Origin of the sequence: Nocardia sp. NPDC056064, assembly GCF_042266925.1 — a bacterium.
Taxonomy (GTDB): domain Bacteria; phylum Actinomycetota; class Actinomycetes; order Mycobacteriales; family Mycobacteriaceae; genus Nocardia.
Map to the genome: position 1 here is coordinate 4175057 of NZ_JBHJWO010000001.1, position 18875 is coordinate 4193931.

Genomic DNA, 18875 nt, shown 5'->3' on the forward strand with positions numbered 1-18875 from the left:
GGCGTTCTACTCGTCGAAGAGGTTCGGCAGGCCGCGGGCGTAGCGGTCGGCGTCGATGACGCGCAGCGGTTCGAGTTCGGGGGTGCGGCGCAGGCGGAACGTGGTGCAGCGCGCGGCCGGGGAGCCTGCCACGTCGAGCAGCGCGTTGACGGCCGCGCGGGCGGACTCGTTGGCGCCTTCCATGGTCGCCAGGTCAACGTCGGTGCGCACGTAGTCGCCGGCCAGGAAGAGGTTCTCGATCGAGCCGTGTGGCTCCGGGCGCGCGTCCCAGGAGCCCGCGGTGTTGATGAGCAGCGGGTCGGCGTTGGCGTTGCGGCTGCCCTGCCAGGTGATGCCGGGGTCGAGGAACCAGGAGTGCACGTCGACCGGACGCAGCAGTTGCTCGCGATCGTTGAGGTGTTCGGCCAGCTGCGCCCACACCTCGCGGAAGATCTCCTCGTGGGTGCATTCCTCGGCGGGCTTGCCGTAGAGGATTCCCGGGGTGTGCCAGTCGGAGATGTCGACCGAGAGGCAGTCGGCCACCGTGCCGTCGCCGAAGGTGTTCAGCTTCTGCGTCCACAGCTGGTTCTGGCTGATCGAGGTGAGCGACCACGGGGAGTCGACGAACGCGGTGTGCCCGCGCGAGATGTTCAGCGGGGAACGGAAATAGATCTGCAGGCCGTTCATCCAGTCGACGAACAGCCGCTCGGTCGCCGCGAGTTCCGGTGCGGCGGCGAGCACCTGCGCAGACCAGAGTGTGCGCGCCTGCTCGACCGGCAACGCGACGACGAAGTAGTCGGCCTCCACCGTGCGCCCGTCGCCGATGCGCGCCCCGCTGACGCGCCGGTCGCGCATGGTCAGTTCCTCGACGCGCGCGCCGAGCTCGAACCGCACGCCCAGGCCACGCAGGTGCTGCACCCACGGGTCGATCCAGGCGGTGTTGGTGGTGTTGTCGAGCACCCGGTCCAGGCCGCCGTCGTTGCCCAGGCCCAGCGGATTGCCGAGGAACTGTTCGCCCATGCTGCCGATGGTGCGGGTGCTGGCGAGGTCTTCCTTGGCGGCGACCATGATGCTGGTCAGCGAGCGCGAGACCAGCGCGCGGAATTCGTGCGAGCGTTCGTGGCCGCGCACGAAGTCCTGCCAGGAGGTGTGTTCCCACTGGCCGAAGCGGCGGGCCTCGCAGCTGCTGTTGAACACCAGCAGCCGGTTGGCGAAGTAGGCCGCCTCGGCGGGCGGCATCTTCGACATCGTCGTGATGGTGCCCGCGAGGGTCTCGCGGATCGCTTCGGGCGTGGTCGGGGCGGTGATGCCGTCGGGCAGGGCGAGCAGGATGTCGTCGGCGTCGCGGCGGGAGAACCGGGCCTCGGGCACGGAGATCAGGTTGGACCACACGCCGTCGGCATTGCCCGCGACCGGAATCCGGCGCATCGTGTCGGGCAGGTTCTGATAGAAGCCGGGGAAGAAGCGGAAGCCGTGCTCACCGGGCAGATCGGGCCTGCCGTCGCGGCCGGTGCCGGGGACCGGGATGCTGCGGGCCTTGCCGCCGAAGGCGCGCGCCTCGTAGACGGTGACCTCGAACCCGCGTTCGGCCAGCTCATGGGCGGCCGTCAGCCCGGCGACACCGCCGCCGAGCACCGCGACCCGCCGTCCGGGTGCGCCCAGCGCGATGCCCGGCGCTCCCGCCATCGCCCCTGCCGATACCGCCCCCGCTGCGACCGTGCCGCGAAGAAACGTCCTTCGCGAAACGGGCCACCGCTGTTCCGCCATACGCTGTTCAGCTGCCTTGTTCGAGTATTGCTTGCAATTTGCTACCACTGTAGAGCGCGGCGAAAAGCGGGCCGCAGGGTACCGACCGGTCGCCCGGAAACGCATCGGACGACCGGCACACATGCTAGCCACACGTTTCCGCGATCGTCCGCCGAATCGGACATCAGACCCCGGCGAGGCGGGGGCGCGGTTCCGGCTCCTGGACGGGTGCGGCGCGCCGGGTGCTCGTCGCGGCGAAGGCCCCCGCGATGACGATCACCCCGCCGAGCAGCGCCGCCGCCGAGGGCTGCTCGCCCAGCGCGAGCCAGGCCGCCGCGATGCCGACCACCGGCACGAGCAGCGACAACGGCGCCACCGTGCCCGCCGGATAGCGACTCATGAGATACGTCCACAGCCCCGATCCGCAGACCGTCGCGAGCACGGCGATATAGGCCAGCGCGGCCAGCGCGGGCCATCCGGCGGCGGTGGTGACGGCGGTGCCGAGCGCGCGGAACCCGGTGCCAGGGCCCTCGACAAGCATCGACAGCGCCAGCATCGGCAGCACCGGCACCACCGACATCCACAGCGTGAGGTGCAGTGGGTCGACGCCGGGGGAGTCGGCACCCGCCTGCCGGGCACCGATGTTCCCGAACGCCCAGCCGAGGCCACCGGCCAGGGTGAGCAGCACCGGGAGCAGGGTGGCGGTGGCGAAGCGGTCGGCGGCGATGATCGTCATCCCGGCCACGGCCACCGCCAGCCCCGCGAGTTGCACCGGCCGCAACCGCTCGCGCAGCAGCACCGCGCCGAGGACGACGGTGAACGGCGCCGAGGACTGCAACACCAGCGAGGCCAGCCCGGTCGGCATGCCCACGCGCATGGCGGTGAACAGGAACGCGAACTGCGCGATGCCGAATCCGGCGCCGTAGAGCAGCAGCCACCGGGTCCGCACCGCCGGGCGCGGGACGAAGATCAGCACCGGGATCGCGATCACGGCGAAGCGCAGGGCGACGAAGAAGAAGGGCGGGAAGTGGTCGAGGCCGATCCGGATGGCGAGGAAATTCAGGCCCCAGAGCACGACGACGGTCAGGCCGAGCAGGCGGTCGCGGGTGGTCACGCACTCATCGTGCGGTCGGCAAAGCATCAGGACAATCGAATAAAAATGCACCGATAACGTAGATTTACTTCATGTTCTCGATAGAGCGGCTGCGCATCCTGCGCGAACTCGCCGACCGCGGCACCGTCGCCGCCGTGGCCGAGGTGCTGTCGATGACGCCGTCGGCGGTCTCCCAGCAACTGAAGGTGCTCGCCAAGGAGGCAGGCGTCGCCCTGCTGGAACCCGACGGGCGCCGCGTGCGGCTCACCGACGCGGGCCAGGCGCTCGTGCTGCGCGCCGACGATGTCCTCGCGGCCATGGACCGCGCCGTCGCCGAGATGGCCGGCTACCGCGGCTCCCCGCGCGGCCAGGTGCGGGTGGCCTCGTTCCCGTCCGGTGCCGCGCTGCTGCTCCCGCTCGTGCTCAGGGCGCTGGAGGGCACCGGCGTGGAGATCGTGGCGGGCGACGAGGACCTGCCACCGAGCGAGGCACCGAAACTGCTGGCCGACTACGACATCGTGCTCACCCACCGCGACGAACGCGCGCCGTCCCTGACCGGTCCGCGCATCGCCGCCCGGGTGCTCGTGCGGGAGCCGATCGATGTGGTTGTCGCGCACGATCATCCGCTGGCGGCGCGGGAATCGGTGCGCGCCGAGGAACTGGCCGAGGAGACCTGGGTGAGCGTGCGCGGCGGGTTCCCCGTCGACGACGTGCTCGAATCGATCGCCACCATCACCGGGGTCCGGCCACGGATCGCCCAGCGGCTCAACGATTTCCGGGTGATCGAGACCCTAGTGGCCTCGGGCTACGGTGTCGCGCTGATGCCGCGCTGGGCGGTCGCGCATCCGGGGTTGTCGGTGCTGCCGCTGGCTGGAGTGCGGGCCGCGCGGGTCTACGAGATCGTCACCAGACCGCAAGCCGACCGACGACCCGCCATAGCGACGGTGCTCGACGCGTTCGAGGGCGCGGCGCGGGCAGTGAGCGCGGGATGACCCGCCTGGTCGAATGCGCGGGGTGAAACACGAGGGTGAGCGGGCGGGTCGATGCGACTGGATCGTGCCGGTGCTCCGGGTCGACGAGGCCGGTCGCGAGCGGGCTGAGTGTCCGCCCGCGACCGGGTCCGATCAGTACTGTCCCGGCTGGTACTGCGGCTGCTGCTGGCCCGGGTACGGCTGGCCGGGCTGGAACTGCGGCTGACCGTGGTAGCTGAAATCGTCGGCCACCATGGCGGCCAGCTCGAGCAGGGCGCGCCGGGTGGGCTTGCTGACCAGCTCGAGGTCGATCTCGGCACCCTCGGCGAGGTGATCGTCGAAGGGGACGATCTGCACGGCGCGGGTGCGGTCGAGGAACAGCTTGCGCAGCTGGTCCAGGTCGACCGTCGAGGCGCCGCGCCGCGAGGCGTTCACCACCACGACCGTGCGCTCGACGAGCTTGCTGTAGCCGTGGTGATCGAGCCAGTCCAGCGTCGCCGAGGCACTGCGCGCGCCGTCGATCGCGGGGGAGGTGACCAGCACCAGCGAGCTCGCCATGTCCAGCACACCCGACATCGCCGAGTGCATCAGACCGGTACCGCAGTCGGTGAGGATGATGTTGTAGAAGGACTGCAGGATGCCGATCGCCTTGCGGTAATCGGCCTCGCTGAAGGCCTCCGACACGGCCGGGTCCTGTTCGGAGGCGAGCACTTCCAGCCGGCTCGGCGCCTGCGAGGTGTGCGCGCGGACGTCGGAGTAGCGGGTGATGCTCTGGTCCTCGAGCAGATTGCGCACCGTCGAACGGGTCTGGCGCGGCACCCGGTGGGCCAGGGTGCCCAGGTCGGGGTTGGCGTCGATGGCGATGACGCGGTCACCGCGCTGGGAGGCGAAGGTGGAGCCGAGACCGACCGTGGTGGTGGTCTTGCCGACGCCGCCCTTGAGCGAGAGGATCGCGATCCGGTAATCGCCGCGCACCGGCTGGTTGACCCGCTCGGCCAGGTCGCGGTGCACCACATCGGCGGCCGACTCACCCGGATTGATCACGCCACCGGAGACCTTGTGCACGGCCCGGCGCCACCCGCTGCGCGGCGCCTTGCGGGCCCGCTTGAGCAGGTTCAGGTCATTGACCGAATGTCCCGGCTGACCGGGCGCGGGCACATGCTGCGGCTGGAACGGCTGCTGCTGCGGCGGCGGACCACCCTGCCACTGCGGCTGACCCGGCTGCTGGGGCGCGGGCTGACCGGGCATCATGCCCGGCCCACCGGGCACCGGCTGCATACCGGTCTGCGTGGGCGGCTGGTACATCGGCGGCGGCGGGGGAGCCCAGCTGTAGATCGGCTCGCCCTGCGGGTCCTGCGGCGGCTGCTGCTGCTCCTGGCCGGGGAACTGGCCCTGCGGCTCGGCACCGGGGTAGGGCTGCGGCTCCTGGCCCGGGAACTGGCCCTGCGCCTCGGCACCCGGATACGGCTGCGGGCCCGCGCCGGGGAACTGCTGCTCGGCGCCCGGATACTGCGGGGGCACACCGGGGTACGGCTGCTCACCGCCCTGCGGCGGCGCGGGCCACGGCTGCTCACCACCGGTCGGCGGGGGCCCAGGCCAGGGCTGCTCGGCGGCCTGCCCCGGCTGACCCAGGCCGGGCCACGGCTGTTCGGTGCCCGGCGCGGGCTGGCCCGGCCCGGCGGCCACCGGGTGCGCGCCACCGCTTTGATGGGGGTCCGGCGACGGATAACCGGGCGGTGCGAACGGGCCCGGCGCGAAACCGCCCGGCTGGAACACGGTCTGCTCGGCCAGGCCGATCTGCGGTTCCTGTTCGGCGCCCGTAGGCTCCTGTGCTTCCCCGGCCCCGGCAGCCGATTCGGCTGCGGCACCGGCCTTCTCGGGATTGTCCTCGGTCGCCGTCTGCACACCGGCGGTACCGGACGCAGCGTCGGCCGTGTCAGCCGACGGACTCTGCAGCCAGGGCGGAGAGGTCGGATTATGGTCGTTGTCGGTCACAGTTCCCCCACTTGCTCGATCGGCTCGAGCAGGAAAGTCGGCCTGAATGTGCAGTTAAAACGCTAGCACGGTGTTAATTGGAGCGCTGGCGCGCTCGAGTCGCGGCCCCTAGGGGCCGCCGGTCAGCGCTCGAGACTCGCGCCTACGGCGCATGCGCTTCGAGCGCTGACCGGCGACCCGGCCGCGACCGGCGCTGCGCGCCGCCGCTCCTCGGGGTCGCGGGTGCGGGGCTGGGAGTGCGGGAGCTGCGGCCCCTCCGGCGATACCGCGGCGAAGGGCCGGGCTCGCCGTGGTGGCGGACCCGACCCTTCGTCGGCTACCAGTTCCTAGCGCGCGGCTGCTCGGTTGACCGCAGAGACGACCGCGCGCAGGGACGCGGTGGTGATGGAGGTGGCGATGCCGACGCCCCAGACGACCTTGTCGCCGATGGCGACCTCGACGTAGGCGGCGGCCTGGGCGTCGTCGCCCGCGGACATGGCGTGCTCGCTGTAGTCCAGGACGCGCACGTCGAAGCCCACGTTGGCGATGGCGTCGACGAAGGCGGCCAGCGGGCCGTTGCCGGAGCCGGTGATCTCCTGCTCGGCGCCGTCGACCTTCACGGTGGCCACGATGGAGTCGACGCCGCCGTCGGTCTCGGCGGCGGTGACGATCTGCTTGATCCGCTCCAGCGGCAGGATCGGGTTCAGGTACTCGGTGGCGAAGACGTCCCACATCTCCTTGGGCGTCACCTCGCCGCCCTCACCGTCGGTGATCGCCTGGATGGCCTGGGAGAACTCGATCTGCAGGCGGCGCGGCAGCACCAGCCCGTGATCGGTCTTCATGATGTAGGCCACGCCGCCCTTGCCGGACTGCGAGTTCACCCGGATCACGGCCTCGTAGGTGCGGCCGACGTCCTTCGGGTCGATCGGCAGGTACGGGACCTCCCAGACGATGTCGGCCACGTCGGCGTTCTGCGCGTCGGCGGTGGCCTTCATGGCGTCCAGGCCCTTGTTGATGGCGTCCTGGTGGCTGCCGGAGAACGCGGTGTAGACCAGGTCGCCGCCGTAGGGGTGGCGCTCGGCCACGGCCAGCTGGTTGCAGTACTCGACCGTGCGGCGGATCTCGTCGATGTCGGAGAAGTTGATCTGCGGGTCGATGCCGCGGGAGAACATGTTCATGCCCAGCGTCACCAGGCAGACGTTGCCGGTGCGCTCGCCGTTGCCGAACAGGCAGCCCTCGATGCGGTCGGCACCGGCCTGGTAGCCCAGCTCGGCGGCCGCGACGGCGGTGCCGCGGTCATTGTGCGGGTGCAGCGACAGCACGATCGAATCGCGGCGGGCCAGGTTGCGGTGCATCCACTCGATCGAGTCGGCGTACACGTTGGGCGTGGCCATCTCGACGGTCGCGGGCAGGTTGATGATCAGCGGCTTCTCCGGCGTCGGCGCGATGATCGCCGAGACCGCGTCGCAGACCTCACGGGCGTAGTCCAGCTCGGTACCGGTGTAGGACTCCGGGCTGTACTCGTAGCGCCACTCGGTGTCCGGGTACTTCTGCTCGATCTCCAGGCACAGCGCGGCGGCGTCGGTGGCGATCTTCTTCACCGCGTCGCGCTCGGCGCGGAACACCACGCGACGCTGCAGGATGGAGGTGGAGTTGTAGAAGTGCACGATCACGTTCGGGGCGCCGTTGCACGCCTCGAAGGTGCGCTCGATCAGCTCCGGACGGCACTGGGTCAGCACCTGGATGGTGACGTCGGCGGGGATGGCGCCGTCCTCGATGATCTCGCGGACGAAGTCGAAATCGGTCTGGCTCGCGGCCGGGAAGCCGACCTCGATCTCCTTGTAACCCATCCGCACCAGCAGGTCGAACATGCGGCGCTTGCGGGCCGGGCTCATCGGGTCGATCAGCGCCTGGTTGCCGTCGCGCAGGTCGACGGCGCACCACGCGGGCGCGCGGTCGATGATCTTGTCGGGCCAGGTGCGGTCGGGCACCGAGATGGGCTCGACCTCCTCGGCGAAGGGCCGGTACCGGAAGGCCGGCATCGAGGAGTTCTTCTGATTGTTCCAGGCGGGCTGGTCGGCCGGTGCGGGTTTGCCGGGGGCCGTGATGGTGCGCGAAGCGGATACGAATGCGTCAGCCGAGGACATGCAAGTTTCTCCGTGGATGTGAGTGGATTCCCTGGTGGGAGCGGGTCGACCGGCGCGTTGGAACCCCGCGACGGGAGCCGGTCCGTATCAGAACCCGTCGCGGCGGCCGAGAAGAAGTGCCCGCTGCATGATCCTTCGAGGATACCGCGTACCCCATCCGGCGGGTAAGCGGCCTGGAGAAACCGGCCGGTAGCAACCGGGCGGTACGGTTTCAGCGAAACGCACGCTTGTACGGACCATCGCGTCCGACGAGACGGCACAAAGGAACTCGCATGACTTGGTTGGAACAACTCCTGGTCCTGGCCGCCGGTGTCGCGGCCGGCGGCATCAACACGATCGTCGGATCGGGCACGCTGATCACCTTCCCGACGCTGCTGGCGTTCGGGCTGCCACCGGTGACGGCGAATGTGTCGAACACGATCGGCCTGGTCCCCGGCTCGGTGAGCGGGGTGATCGGCTACCGGCGCGAACTGCAAGGACAGCGGTCGCGACTGCTGCAGCTGGGCACCGCCTCGCTGCTGGGCGGCATCACCGGCGCGGTGCTGCTGCTGGTGCTGCCCGCCGAGGCGTTCAAGGCGATCGTGCCGGTGCTGATCATCGCGGCGCTGATCCTGGTGGTGGTGCAGCCGCGCCTGGCCGCCTGGGTCAAGCAGCGCCGGGGTGAAGACGCCCCCGCACCCGCGCACGGCGGGCCGATCCTGCTGGTCGCGGTGTATTTCACCGGCGTCTACGGCGGCTACTTCGGTGCCGCCCAGGGCGTGCTGCTACTGGGCCTGCTCGGGGTGTTCGTGCACGAGGACATCCAGCGGCTCAACGCGGTGAAGAACGTGCTGGCGCTGATCGTCAACGCGGTCTCGGCGACCATCTTCATCGCGATCGCCGAGGTGAACTGGCAGGCGGTGGCGCTGATCGCGATCGGCTCGATCATCGGCGGTCAGCTGGGCGCGCGGGTGGGCCGCAAGCTGCCGCCGAACGTCTTGCGCGCGGTGATCGTGGTGGTGGGCACCATCGCCGTGGTACGTCTGCTCAGCTGAATTGTTGGAGCGCTGGCGCGCTCGAGGTCGCGGCCCCTGGAGGGCCGCCGGTCAGGCACCGTTGCTTGCTCCTTCGTCGCCTACGCAACGGCGCCTGACCGGCGACCCGGCCGCGACCGGCCACTGCGTGGCCGCCGCTCCTCGGGGTCGCGGGTGCGGGGCTGGTGGTGTGAGTGGTGACAAATTGGCTTCGCTCCCCTGGGAGGCCCGGGTTTTCGCGGTATTGTGCGGCTCGGTCATGCGTGATGAGGAGGTGGCCGGGTGCACAGACGTGCCTTTTTCAAGGCGGCGGGGCTGGCGACGATCGCCGGTGCCGTGGGGACGAACCTGACGATGCGGGCGGCGGCGGCCGACCCGCGTGAGGCGATGTTCCAGTCGTGGGTGCCGGAGATCTTCGCCCCGATTCCGGACGCGCCGGAGCATTCGCCCGCCCTCGTGATCGGCTCGGGGTTCGGCGCGGCGGTCACCGCGCTGCGGCTGGCCGAGGCGGGGGTCGTCACGACGGTGCTCGAGCGGGGCTCGCGCTGGCCGAACGACCCGTGGCGCGAGATCTTCACCGGCGACGACCTGCCCGACGGCCGTGGCTTCTGGCATCGCACCAGCTTCACCGGCGTCACCAAGGTGCCGATGAGCTTCGGTTCCTTCGGCGGCGTGCTCGATGTCACCGAGTTCGCCGGGATCGATGTGTGGCGGGCCGCGGCGGTGGGCGGTGGCTCGGTGGTGTTCACCGGCGCGATGGTGGCGCCCGAGCGCAGGCTCTTCGACCAGGTCTTCGGCGGAGTCGTCGACTTCGGCGAACTCGAGCGCGTCTACTACCCGCGGGTGCGCCAGATGCTGCGCCTGGACGCCATGCCCGCCGACATCTACCACTCCGAGCCGTTCGCGCACTCGCGCGCCTGGGACGACCAGGTCCGTGCGGCGGGCTACCAGCCGGTGCCCAACGACTCGATCTTCACCTGGGACGTACTGCGCAGCGAACTGGCGGGCACCTCGCGCCCCTCTGCCACCGCCGCCCGCTCCAACCTGGGCAATTCCAACGGCGCCAAGTTCGACCTGAACCAGAACTACCTGCGCTACGCGGCCGAGACCGGCAAGGCGCAGGTCTACCCCGGCCACCAGGTCGACAGCATCGCCCAGGACGGCAACGGCAAGTTCGTGGTCACCGTGACGAAACTGGACCCCACCGGCCGTCACCTCGCCACCCGCACCCTGACCTGCGACAAGCTGTTCCTCGGCGCGGGTTCGGTGGGCACCTCCGCCCTGCTGGTCCGGGCCCAGGCCACCGGCGCGCTGCCCAATCTCAACGAGCACATCGGCGACGGCTTCGGCACCAACGGTGACGTGGTGCTGGCCCGCGGCGCCAGCTCGGTGGCCGGGCACGGCCAGGGCGTGCCCAGCGCCAGCCGGATCTACGACGAATCCGGCGCGCCGCTCACCCTGGAGAACTGGTACATCCCGGGCATCCCGTTCGAGACCGGCGCGCTGGCCTCGCTCGGCATGGTGCTCGACTCGACCAGGGCCCGCTTCGGCTACGACGCCGGTTCCGGTGGCGTCGGCCTGAACTGGCCCGACGCCGCCCAGCGGTCGGTGGTCGACGCGGCCCGCGCGGTGGACCACCGCATCGCCGAGAAGGCGGGCGCGATGGCCGAGTACGGCGCGCTCGGCTACGACGCGAACGCCCGGTTCACCGCGCATCCGCTGGGTGGTGCGGTGCTCGGCCGGGCCACCGACGCCTACGGCCGCGTGCACGGGCACCCCGGCCTGTACGTGATGGACGGCGCCGCCATCCCCGGCAGCACCGCGACGGTCAATCCCTCGCTGACCATCACCGCCCTGGCCGAACGCAATATCGAGGCGATCCTGCGCGGCTGAGCCCGCCGAACACGCCCTCGATCGGGCACCCGCAACTGCCCGCGCCGCGGCGGGGGACCAATTAGCGTGGGCAACAGCAGCGCCGGGCCGGGTGGCCCCGACACCGCGGCCCCGGGCCGCCAGACAGCAGGAGCACGGGTGGTCTCACCGGGTATCGAGCGGGTCGAGGCGTTGCCGGACGTGCGCGCCAAGACCCCGTCGCTGCGCACCGACATCGTCATGCTGATCCTGGCGATCATCTCGGTGGCACTGGTCGTGTGGATCACCTTCTTCCCGGTCTCCGGCTCGACCTATCACGCGATCGTGGTGGTGGACTGGAGCATCTGCGCGGTGTTCCTGCTGGAATTCCTGTGGCGCTGGCGCCGGGCGGGCTGGCCGTGGACCTTCCCGTTCGTCTACTGGTACGAGGTCCTGGGCATGATCCCGGTGACCAGCCCGATCTTCCGCGGGTTCCGGCTGTTCCGGATCGTGGTGATCCTGCTGCGACTGGGCCGGGTCGCCGACCGGGCGCTGGGGGAGCGGGTCACCGCGACGATCGTCAACCGGTTCGTGGGCACCATCGTCGACGTGATCAAGCGCCCGATGACCATCGCCATCCTCGACGAGGTCTCCAAGGTGCTGCGCACCGGCCACTACACCAAGAACATCGCCGCGGCGCTGGAGGAGAACCGCGCCGAGGTCGACCAGATGATCGTCGACCTGATCAAGAACGACCCGCAGACCGGCAAGCTGCGCTACATCCCGTTCCACGACGACATCATCCGGCTCGTCGCCGACACGGTCTACCGCATGCTGCGCCAGCTGCTCGACGACCCGCGCACCGACGAACTGGTCGCCGACATGCTGCGCGAGAACCTCGACCAGATCAACGACGCCGTCCGGTCGGGGGTCAGGGTGCCGCCGTCGCATCGCGGCGCCACCCCCGCCGAGCACGGCGTGCGCCATCACCTCGGTCAGGTCAAGCGTGTCTGATCCGGTCACGCGGCTGGGCGAAGTGCACTGTCTCCCAGATGACGAGCCCGGCCAGTAGCGCGCACAGGATGCTCAGCGAGGCGAGCGCGGGCAGGTTCGCCGCGACCGGGATCAGCGCGAACAGCGCGACGGCCACGACCACCCGCCCGACCGACACCGATTTCACCGCGTAGTACTTCGCCACCACCACCCCGAGCAGGAACAGCGCGGGCCCACCGTAGAGCGCGGCCAGCGGGATGCCGTAGAGCGCGTCGGTGAGCGTGTGGTGCGACGCATCGCCGACGTAGTAGAGCACCTTCTTCAGGCCCAGCGACAGCGCGATGACGCCGACGATCATCGGGAAATGCCCGTAGGTGTAGCTGTTCTGGGCGATCTTGATCTGGTGCGCGCCCCTGGCATGGGCGAAGGCGTGCTCGATCGAGATCGCCGCGACATCGAAGTAGAGCCACCACAGCAGCCCCGACACCGCCAGCCCGAGCATCGAGCCCACCGCGATCGGCCAGGAGATCGGCAGCCCGGCCACCCCGATGCCGATCGAGACGATCGATTCGCCCAGCGCCACGATGACGATGAGCCCGTAGCGTTCGGCGAAGTGCTTGGCCGAGTTGATCCGCCAGTCGGTGCCCGCGGCCCAGGTCCACAGCATGTCGCCGGCGATGGCGGCGATCCAGAGCACGATCTGCACGACCCCGGAGGTCATCGCGGCCACGACCAGCAGCGTGGTGCCGACGGTGATCGAGCCCAGCGCCCAGCGCAGCAGCTGTCCGCGCAGTTGCGGGTCGTCGGCGCTGATCGCCCAGAACAGCCCGACGTGCACCAGCCGCACGATCAGGTAGGCGATGGCGAACACCAGCGGGCCGAACCAGCCGCCGGGCAGGTCGGTGAACGCCTCGGGAATGGTGAGCGCGGCCAGGAACGCCCCGCCCATCGCCACGAACATGCCGACCCGGGCGGGCCCCTCGTCGGCGCGCACCACATTGCCCAGCCAGGAGTAGGCGATCCACAGCCACCACATCAGCGCCAGGACCAGCACCGCGCGCAGCGCGTTCACGGCGGTGGTGTCGTGGGCCGCCAGGTCGGTGACCATGGTGAAGGCGAACACGATCACCAGGTCGAAGAACAGTTCGAGTTGGGTCACCGAGGAGTCCGCGGTGACCGGCCGGAACCGCGGCCGTCGTGTACCGATCATGGCGCTCATCGTCGCACCCCGCGGCGATGCGCGCCGGGAACGTCAGCCGACGGCGTAACCCGCGTTCCCGGCGTAGCGCTCGGCGAAATCGATGAAGTTCGAGACGGCCTCGTCGTGCACCTTGCGCAGGGAGCGGTTGAACAGGATGCCCGGGATCGGCAGCGGGAGCTGCAGCTCCACGTGGTAGTCGATCTCGGTGCCCTCGGGTGCCTCGAGCAGGTCGAACCAGCCGTGGCCCTTGGAGCCGCGGCTGCTGTCGACCACATCCCAGGTGACCCGGTGCGGTTCCCAGCTGTATTCGAGGACCTGGGAGTCGGAATTGCCCATGAAGTGGGCGGTGGCGAAGACGCGGCGCGGCCTGCCGTCGGCGTCGCGCGGGCCGACGCGGACATCGCTGTAGGAGGTCGACCACTCCGCCATCTGATCGACGGCTAGGAGCGCGTCCATGACCTGGTCGATCTCAGCCTCAACGGTGAATCGGATGTCGATCTTCGAGCGCATCTGTGTCTATCCTCCGAACCCCCGCTGTCTTCGCGCCCGATTGTGCACAGTTGTACCAGTGATCGTCAACACGTCTACGGTCTGGTCAAATGACCGGGTCAGCCGGGTATCGCCCGCTCGACGGCGGTTTCGATCAGCGCCAGGCTCTGCTCTTCGGTGAAGATTCCGGGCAGGGTGAGGTGTTCGACGATGAGCCAGTTCAGCGCCAGATAGAGCAGCAGCACCGAATCGGCGTCGCCGGGCAATCCGGATGCCAGGTGATTGCGAATATTGAACTCGACATCGGCGCGCACCCGCTCGGTGAGCACCGCGCGCAGCTCCGGGCGCCGGGTGGCCTCGAGGCGCAGTTCGAGCAGGGCCAGGTAGGCGGTGCGATGCGATTCCAGCCGGCTGACCACCTCGCGCATCAGCACCGCGATGTGCTCCTTGGTCCTCGGGCCGTTGCTGACCTGTGCCATCGCCTCCGCGCTGGGCGCGATGACCTCGTAGAAGCGGATGCCGGCCTGGGTGAGCAGCTCGTCGCGATTGGCGAAGTAGTTCGACGCCGTCCCCGCGGGCACCCCGGCCTGTTTGTCCACCGCGCGGAAGGTGAGCCCCCGCGCCCCCTCGGCCGCGAGCACTTCGATCGCCCCGTCCAACAGGGCTTGACGCCGCTCCGGATTAGTCCGCACTTGACACCACTCCATTCGTAGTACTACGTTCAAACCGCTTCAATCAGAGTACAACAACTGAGGCGGTACCCATGCGAAAGCTTGTCTACTACATCGGCGTCTCCCTCGACGGCTACATCGCGGGCCCCGGCGGCGAGGTCGACTTCTATCCGACCCCGGCCGACTACGTGGCGTGGATGTCCGCCGAATTCCCCGACGCCATGCCGACGCACATCCGCCCGCACGCGGGCGTCGACCCGCATCTGCCCGCCAGGCACTGGGACACCGTGCTGATGGGCCGCGGCACCTACATCCTCCCGGGCGAGCACGTCGAGAGCCCGTTCCAGCACATGAAGCAGTACGTCGTATCGAACTCGCTGAGCCAGGCCGATCACCCGGGCGTCGAGATCTTCGCCGGTGACCCGGTCGAGCTCGTGCGCGAACTCAAGCAGCAGGACGGTCTCGACATCTGGCTGTGCGGCGGCGGCAACCTGGCCGGTCAACTCCTCGGCGAGATCGACGAGATGATCATCAAGAGCTATCCGGTGGTCGCGGGCTCGGGCGTATCGGTCTTCGGCGGCGTCTTCCAACCGACACAGTTCACTCCCGTGCGACGCAAGGAATTCGACAACGGCGCGCAGGTCACCTGGTTCGAGCGGGGCTGATTCCGGTGGTCAGCCACAGGTGACAAGCCTGTGTCGTTTTCCACAGGCTGGGGAGGTAGCGGCGGATCGGGTGTGTAGCGGCCGGTACTCTTGGTCGCTGATAGCAGCTCGATTCCCGATCGTGAAGGACCATTGCCGTGGCTCTCGTTGTTCAGAAGTACGGAGGATCCTCGGTGGCCACCGCCGAGCGGATCCGGCGCGTCGCTGAACGGATCGTGGAGACCAAGAAGCAGGGCCACGACGTGGTCGTGGTCTGCTCGGCCATGGGCGACACCACCGACGAACTGCTCGATCTCGCCGAGCAGGTGGCCCCCGCGCCGCCCGCCCGCGAGATGGACATGCTGCTCACCTCCGGCGAGCGCATCTCCAACGCGCTGGTGGCCATGGCGATCCACTCGCTCGGCGCCGAAGCGCGTTCGTTCACCGGTTCGCAGGCGGGCGTGATCACCACCGGCGCGCACGGCAAGGCCAAGATCATCGACGTCACCCCCGGCCGCCTGCAGGAGGCGCTGGCCGACGGCCAGATCGTGCTGGTGGCGGGCTTCCAGGGCGTCAGCCAGGACAGCAAGGACGTCACCACGCTGGGCCGCGGCGGCTCCGACACCACCGCCGTCGCCCTGGCCGCCGCGCTGAAGGCCGACGTCTGCGAGATCTACACCGACGTCGACGGCATCTTCAGCGCCGACCCGCGCATCGTCGGTGACGCCCAGAAGCTCGACAACATCTCCTACGAGGAGATGCTGGAGATGGCGGCCTGCGGGTCGAAGGTGCTGATGCTGCGCTGCGTGGAGTACGCGCGCCGCTACAACGTTCCCGTTCATGTCCGGTCGTCCTACACCGACAAGATCGGCACCACAGTTTTCGGATCGATGGAGGACATTCCCGTGGAGCAGGCAATCCTGACCGGCGTCGCGCACGACCGCAGCGAGGCCAAGGTGACCGTCGTCGCCCTGCCCGACGAGCCGGGCTACGCGGCCAAGGTGTTCCGCGCGGTCGCCGACGCCGAGATCAACATCGACATGGTGCTGCAGAACATCTCCAAGGTCGACACCGGCAAGACCGACATCACCTTCACCCTGCCCAAGACCGACGGCGCCCGCGCGGTGGAGATGCTCACCAAGCGTCAGGACGAGATCGGCTTCGCGCAGGTCCTCTACGACGACCACATCGGCAAGGTCTCCCTGGTCGGCGCGGGCATGAAGTCGCATCCGGGCGTCACCGCCACCTTCTGTGAGGCGCTGGCCAACGCGGGCGTCAACATCGACCTGATCTCCACCTCGGAGATCCGGATCTCGGTGCTGGTGCGCGACACCGAACTCGACGAGGCCGTGCAGGTGCTGCACAAGGCTTTCGATCTCGGCGGCGACGAGGCCGCCGTCGTCCACGGCGGAACGGGGCGCTGAATCATGGGTGTACGTGTAGGAGTCGTCGGCGCGACCGGTCAGGTCGGCGCCGTCATGCGCAAGCTGCTCGAAGAGCGCAACTTCCCGGCCGACGAGGTGCGGTTCTTCGCGTCCGCGCGTTCGGCCGGTAAGACGCTGCCGTGGCGCGGTGGCGAGATCGTCGTCGAGGACACCGAGACCGCCGACCCGTCGGGTCTGGACATCGCGCTGTTCTCCGCCGGTGCCACCATGTCGCGGGTGCAGGCGCCGCGCTTCGCGGCCGCGGGCGTGACCGTCATCGACAACTCCTCGGCCTGGCGCAAGGACCCCGACGTCCCGCTGGTGGTCTCCGAGGTGAACCCCGAGGCCACCCGCACCCTGCCCAAGGGCATCATCGCCAACCCGAACTGCACCACCATGGCCGCGATGCCGGTGCTCAAGCCGCTGCACGACGTGGCCGGGTTGCAGCGCCTGATCGTGTCGTCGTACCAGGCGGTGTCGGGTTCGGGCCTGGCCGGTGTGGAGGAGCTCGCCTCGCAGATCCGCGCCGTCGCCGACGACGCCGAGAAGCTGGTGCACGACGGTTCGGCCGTGGACTTCCCCGCGCCGAACAAGTACGTCGCGCCGATCGCGTTCGATGTCATCCCGCTGGCCGGCGCGCTGGTCGACGACGGCTCGTTCGAGACCGACGAGGACCAGAAGCTGCGCAACGAGAGCCGCAAGATCCTCGGCCTGCCCGACCTGCTGGTCAGCGGCACCTGTGTGCGCGTGCCGGTGTTCACCGGGCACTCGCTGTCGATCAATGCCGAGTTCGCCGAGCCGATCTCGGTCGAGCAGGCGCGCGAGCTGCTGGGCAAGGCACCGGGCGTGCGCCTGGTCGACGTGCCCACCCCGCTGGCCGCCGCCGGCCAGGACGACTCGCTGGTCGGCCGCATCCGCCAGGACCCGGGTGTGCCGAGCGGCCGTGGTCTGGCGCTGTTCATCTCCGGCGACAACCTGCGTAAGGGCGCCGCGCTCAACACCATTCAGATCGCGGAAGTCCTGCTGAACAACCGCTGAGTCCGCTCTCGTCCAGGCCGGGCCGTCCGCTGACGGCCCGGCCTGCGTCGTCTACCGGATGCCCGGCGTGCGCGGATCGTTGCCCACGCAGACCAGCACCGCGCAGCCCGGCGGAATACTAGAGAACGGTGCCGCCAGTGGCTGATTCAGGCACGCGAACACGGTGCACCCCGGATAGGCGCCCGGCCCCACACCGAACACGGCGAGCAGGATCTCCGAGTCGATGAGCTTGGCCGCGTCGAAGTCCAGCGGCGGCTCCACATACGGCGCGGCCACCGGCACCGGCGTATCGGTGAAGGCGGCGAAGAGCCTGCGGAAGAACTCGTGCGGCAGTTCCTCCGGGTGCGCGATCACCCCGCTCGCCCCGTAAGCGGACTGGTTGCCGAAGGTGCCGGTCCACATCACCGTCAGATCCAGGCTCGGGATGAAGAAGACGTTCTGCAGCGCCAGCCCGGACATGAAGAAGGTGTCGGCGGGCAGGAAGTCCGGTGACTCCGCGCAGTCGGCCCCCACCCAGAACAGGTACCCGTAGCAGGGATTCGCCGCCGAGGGGGTGCGCGCCCGGCGCAGGTAGTCCGAGGAGATCACCCGCGTGCCACCCCACTGCCCGTCGTTGGTGACCAGCAGGCCGATCTTGGCCAGGTCGTTGGGGGGCAGCATGAGGTGGGCGTAGCCATAGGTGTGCCCGGAGCGGTCGCGCGCCCAGTAGTAGTCGCTGCGCGGGATGCCGAGCGGGTCGAACAGCTGCCGCTGCGCGAAGTCCTGGAGCGGCTCGCCCACGGCCAGCTCGATCACATACGACAGCAGGTCGACATTGCGCTGGCTGTAGCTGAAGGTGGTGCCCGGCGGGTTGGTCAGCTCCACGGCCAGCGCCTGCACCGCCGAGTTCGGGTCCACCGGGATCACCGCCGTGATGCCCTCGCTGAGCACTCCGACCTTCATGCCGGAGGTCTCGGTGAGCAGGTTCTCCACGGTGATCGAGCGATGGGCGGCGTCACCGAGGCCCGGCGGCAGGTAGCGGTCGATGGGCGCCGACACATCGAGTCTGCCCTGATCGGAGGCGATTCCGGCGAGCAGCGAGACCACCGACTTGGTGACGCTCCAGATGTTCCAGGCGACGTTGCCGGTCTCCTCGTTGCGCAGCCCCTCCCCGACGAGGCAGTTGTGCCGGAACACCTGCACATTGAGCCGATTCCGCGTCGCCGCGAACTGCAACGCCTCGGTCAGCTTGCCGGGATCGAGCCCCACCTGTTCGGGACTGGCTCGTTGCAGTTCGCGCTCCGAGGTCACCGCGCAGGTGGCCGGGGTGCCGGGTGCGGCCGGTGCCGGGCCGGCGAACAGGCTCGCCGAGGCCACAACCGCCACAACTGTTCCCACGAAAAATCCCCTGCGCTGCCCCATGCGGGGAGGGTAGACCTCCCCACCTGCCGTAACCCGTAAAGCACGGCCGCTGTAGACCCTGATCGAGCCGAAGTTTCATCTCGCCGTAACCCCCCTGCGACGACGAACGCCGCCAGGTCGATGAGGGAGACCTGGCGGCGTTCGGAGTCGAAGGGGCACCGCGTGGGTGACCCGTCAGGGTGTCGGCGCCCCACAAGCGCCTCTCGGCGAGTGGTCGCTCGAAGCGACAGATGGGGTGAG

15 protein-coding genes are annotated in these 18875 nt (G+C 69.5%); 7 read left to right on the forward strand and 8 right to left on the reverse strand.

The window, feature by feature from the left end; genetic code table 11:
• Positions 1–6: 6 nt before the first annotated feature.
• On the reverse strand, positions 7–1665 hold the full coding sequence (locus ACFC06_RS19325) for an FAD-dependent oxidoreductase (protein ID WP_375932812.1): 1659 nt from the start codon (positions 1663–1665) through the stop codon (positions 7–9).
• A 244-nt stretch (positions 1666–1909) separates the two neighbouring features.
• Positions 1910–2839: an EamA family transporter gene (locus ACFC06_RS19330; protein ID WP_375932815.1), complete on the reverse strand. Its 930-nt coding sequence runs from the start codon at positions 2837–2839 to the stop codon at positions 1910–1912.
• A 71-nt stretch (positions 2840–2910) separates the two neighbouring features.
• On the opposite strand from ACFC06_RS19330, the gene ACFC06_RS19335 reads away from it, so the two are divergent.
• Positions 2911–3810, forward strand: a complete 900-nt coding sequence (locus tag ACFC06_RS19335; RefSeq protein WP_375932818.1) for a LysR family transcriptional regulator — start codon at positions 2911–2913, stop codon at positions 3808–3810.
• A 132-nt stretch (positions 3811–3942) separates the two neighbouring features.
• Here ACFC06_RS19335 and ACFC06_RS19340 read toward each other — a convergent pair whose 3' ends face one another.
• Together ACFC06_RS19340 and leuA are read right to left on the reverse strand one after the other, a co-directional pair.
• Positions 3943–5694, reverse strand: a complete 1752-nt coding sequence (locus ACFC06_RS19340) for an AAA family ATPase (protein ID WP_375932821.1) — start codon at positions 5692–5694, stop codon at positions 3943–3945.
• A gap of 416 nt (positions 5695–6110) precedes the next feature.
• On the reverse strand, positions 6111–7910 hold the full coding sequence (leuA, locus tag ACFC06_RS19345) for a 2-isopropylmalate synthase (RefSeq protein ID WP_375932824.1): 1800 nt from the start codon (positions 7908–7910) through the stop codon (positions 6111–6113).
• Between the two features lie 272 nt (positions 7911–8182).
• On the opposite strand from leuA, the gene ACFC06_RS19350 reads away from it, so the two are divergent.
• From ACFC06_RS19350 to ACFC06_RS19360, 3 genes are all read left to right on the forward strand, one after another.
• Complete coding sequence (locus tag ACFC06_RS19350; protein ID WP_375932826.1) at positions 8183–8944, forward strand: sulfite exporter TauE/SafE family protein; 762 nt, start codon at positions 8183–8185, stop codon at positions 8942–8944.
• Between the two features lie 261 nt (positions 8945–9205).
• Positions 9206–10816: a GMC oxidoreductase gene (locus ACFC06_RS19355; RefSeq protein WP_375932829.1), complete on the forward strand. Its 1611-nt coding sequence runs from the start codon at positions 9206–9208 to the stop codon at positions 10814–10816.
• Between the two features lie 66 nt (positions 10817–10882).
• A complete protein-coding gene (locus tag ACFC06_RS19360) occupies positions 10883–11788 on the forward strand; it encodes an ion transporter (protein WP_375932832.1) in 906 nt (301 codons plus the stop codon).
• Here ACFC06_RS19360 and ACFC06_RS19365 read toward each other — a convergent pair.
• From ACFC06_RS19365 to ACFC06_RS19375, 3 genes are all read right to left on the reverse strand, one after another.
• Positions 11775–12977 carry a low temperature requirement protein A gene (locus ACFC06_RS19365; RefSeq protein WP_375932835.1) on the reverse strand — a complete coding sequence of 401 codons (1203 nt, stop codon included), beginning with the start codon at positions 12975–12977 and terminating at the stop codon, positions 11775–11777. The two genes, ACFC06_RS19360 and ACFC06_RS19365, sit on opposite strands and share 14 nt — an antisense overlap.
• A 42-nt stretch (positions 12978–13019) precedes the next feature.
• On the reverse strand, positions 13020–13478 hold the full coding sequence (locus ACFC06_RS19370; RefSeq protein ID WP_375932838.1) for an SRPBCC family protein: 459 nt from the start codon (positions 13476–13478) through the stop codon (positions 13020–13022).
• Positions 13479–13576: 98 nt separating this feature from the next.
• Positions 13577–14149 (reverse strand): TetR/AcrR family transcriptional regulator, encoded by a 573-nt coding sequence (locus ACFC06_RS19375; protein WP_375932841.1) that lies wholly within the window; start codon positions 14147–14149, stop codon positions 13577–13579.
• Positions 14150–14220: 71 nt separating this feature from the next.
• On the opposite strand from ACFC06_RS19375, the gene ACFC06_RS19380 reads away from it, so the two are divergent.
• From ACFC06_RS19380 to ACFC06_RS19390, 3 genes are all read left to right on the forward strand, one after another.
• Positions 14221–14793, forward strand: coding sequence for a dihydrofolate reductase family protein (locus ACFC06_RS19380; protein ID WP_375932844.1), 573 nt, complete (start codon positions 14221–14223; stop codon positions 14791–14793).
• 137 nt (positions 14794–14930) lie between these two features.
• Positions 14931–16196, forward strand: a complete 1266-nt coding sequence (locus ACFC06_RS19385; protein ID WP_278260645.1) for an aspartate kinase — start codon at positions 14931–14933, stop codon at positions 16194–16196.
• A gap of 3 nt (positions 16197–16199) precedes the next feature.
• Positions 16200–17234, forward strand: a complete 1035-nt coding sequence (locus tag ACFC06_RS19390) for an aspartate-semialdehyde dehydrogenase (protein WP_375932847.1) — start codon at positions 16200–16202, stop codon at positions 17232–17234.
• Between the two features lie 51 nt (positions 17235–17285).
• On the opposite strand, the gene ACFC06_RS19395 is transcribed toward ACFC06_RS19390, so the two are convergent.
• Positions 17286–18635, reverse strand: coding sequence for a serine hydrolase domain-containing protein (locus ACFC06_RS19395; protein ID WP_375932850.1), 1350 nt, complete (start codon positions 18633–18635; stop codon positions 17286–17288).
• Positions 18636–18875: the final 240 nt, after the last annotated feature.

What these genes read in the sequence shown, in the direction of transcription:
- ACFC06_RS19325 (WP_375932812.1), bottom strand. Translation starts at nt 1,665, where the DNA reads ATGGCGGGAGCGCCGGGCATCGCGCTGGGCGCACCCGGACGGCGGGTC.
- ACFC06_RS19335 (WP_375932818.1), top strand. Translation starts at nt 2,911, where the DNA reads ATGTTCTCGATAGAGCGGCTGCGCATCCTGCGCGAACTCGCCGACCGC.
- leuA (WP_375932824.1), bottom strand. Translation starts at nt 7,910, where the DNA reads ATGTCCTCGGCTGACGCATTCGTATCCGCTTCGCGCACCATCACGGCC.
- ACFC06_RS19350 (WP_375932826.1), top strand. Translation starts at nt 8,183, where the DNA reads ATGACTTGGTTGGAACAACTCCTGGTCCTGGCCGCCGGTGTCGCGGCC.
- ACFC06_RS19365 (WP_375932835.1), bottom strand. Translation starts at nt 12,977, where the DNA reads ATGATCGGTACACGACGGCCGCGGTTCCGGCCGGTCACCGCGGACTCC.
- ACFC06_RS19370 (WP_375932838.1), bottom strand. Translation starts at nt 13,478, where the DNA reads ATGCGCTCGAAGATCGACATCCGATTCACCGTTGAGGCTGAGATCGAC.
- ACFC06_RS19380 (WP_375932844.1), top strand. Translation starts at nt 14,221, where the DNA reads ATGCGAAAGCTTGTCTACTACATCGGCGTCTCCCTCGACGGCTACATC.
- ACFC06_RS19390 (WP_375932847.1), top strand. Translation starts at nt 16,200, where the DNA reads ATGGGTGTACGTGTAGGAGTCGTCGGCGCGACCGGTCAGGTCGGCGCC.
- ACFC06_RS19395 (WP_375932850.1), bottom strand. Translation starts at nt 18,635, where the DNA reads ATGGGGCAGCGCAGGGGATTTTTCGTGGGAACAGTTGTGGCGGTTGTG.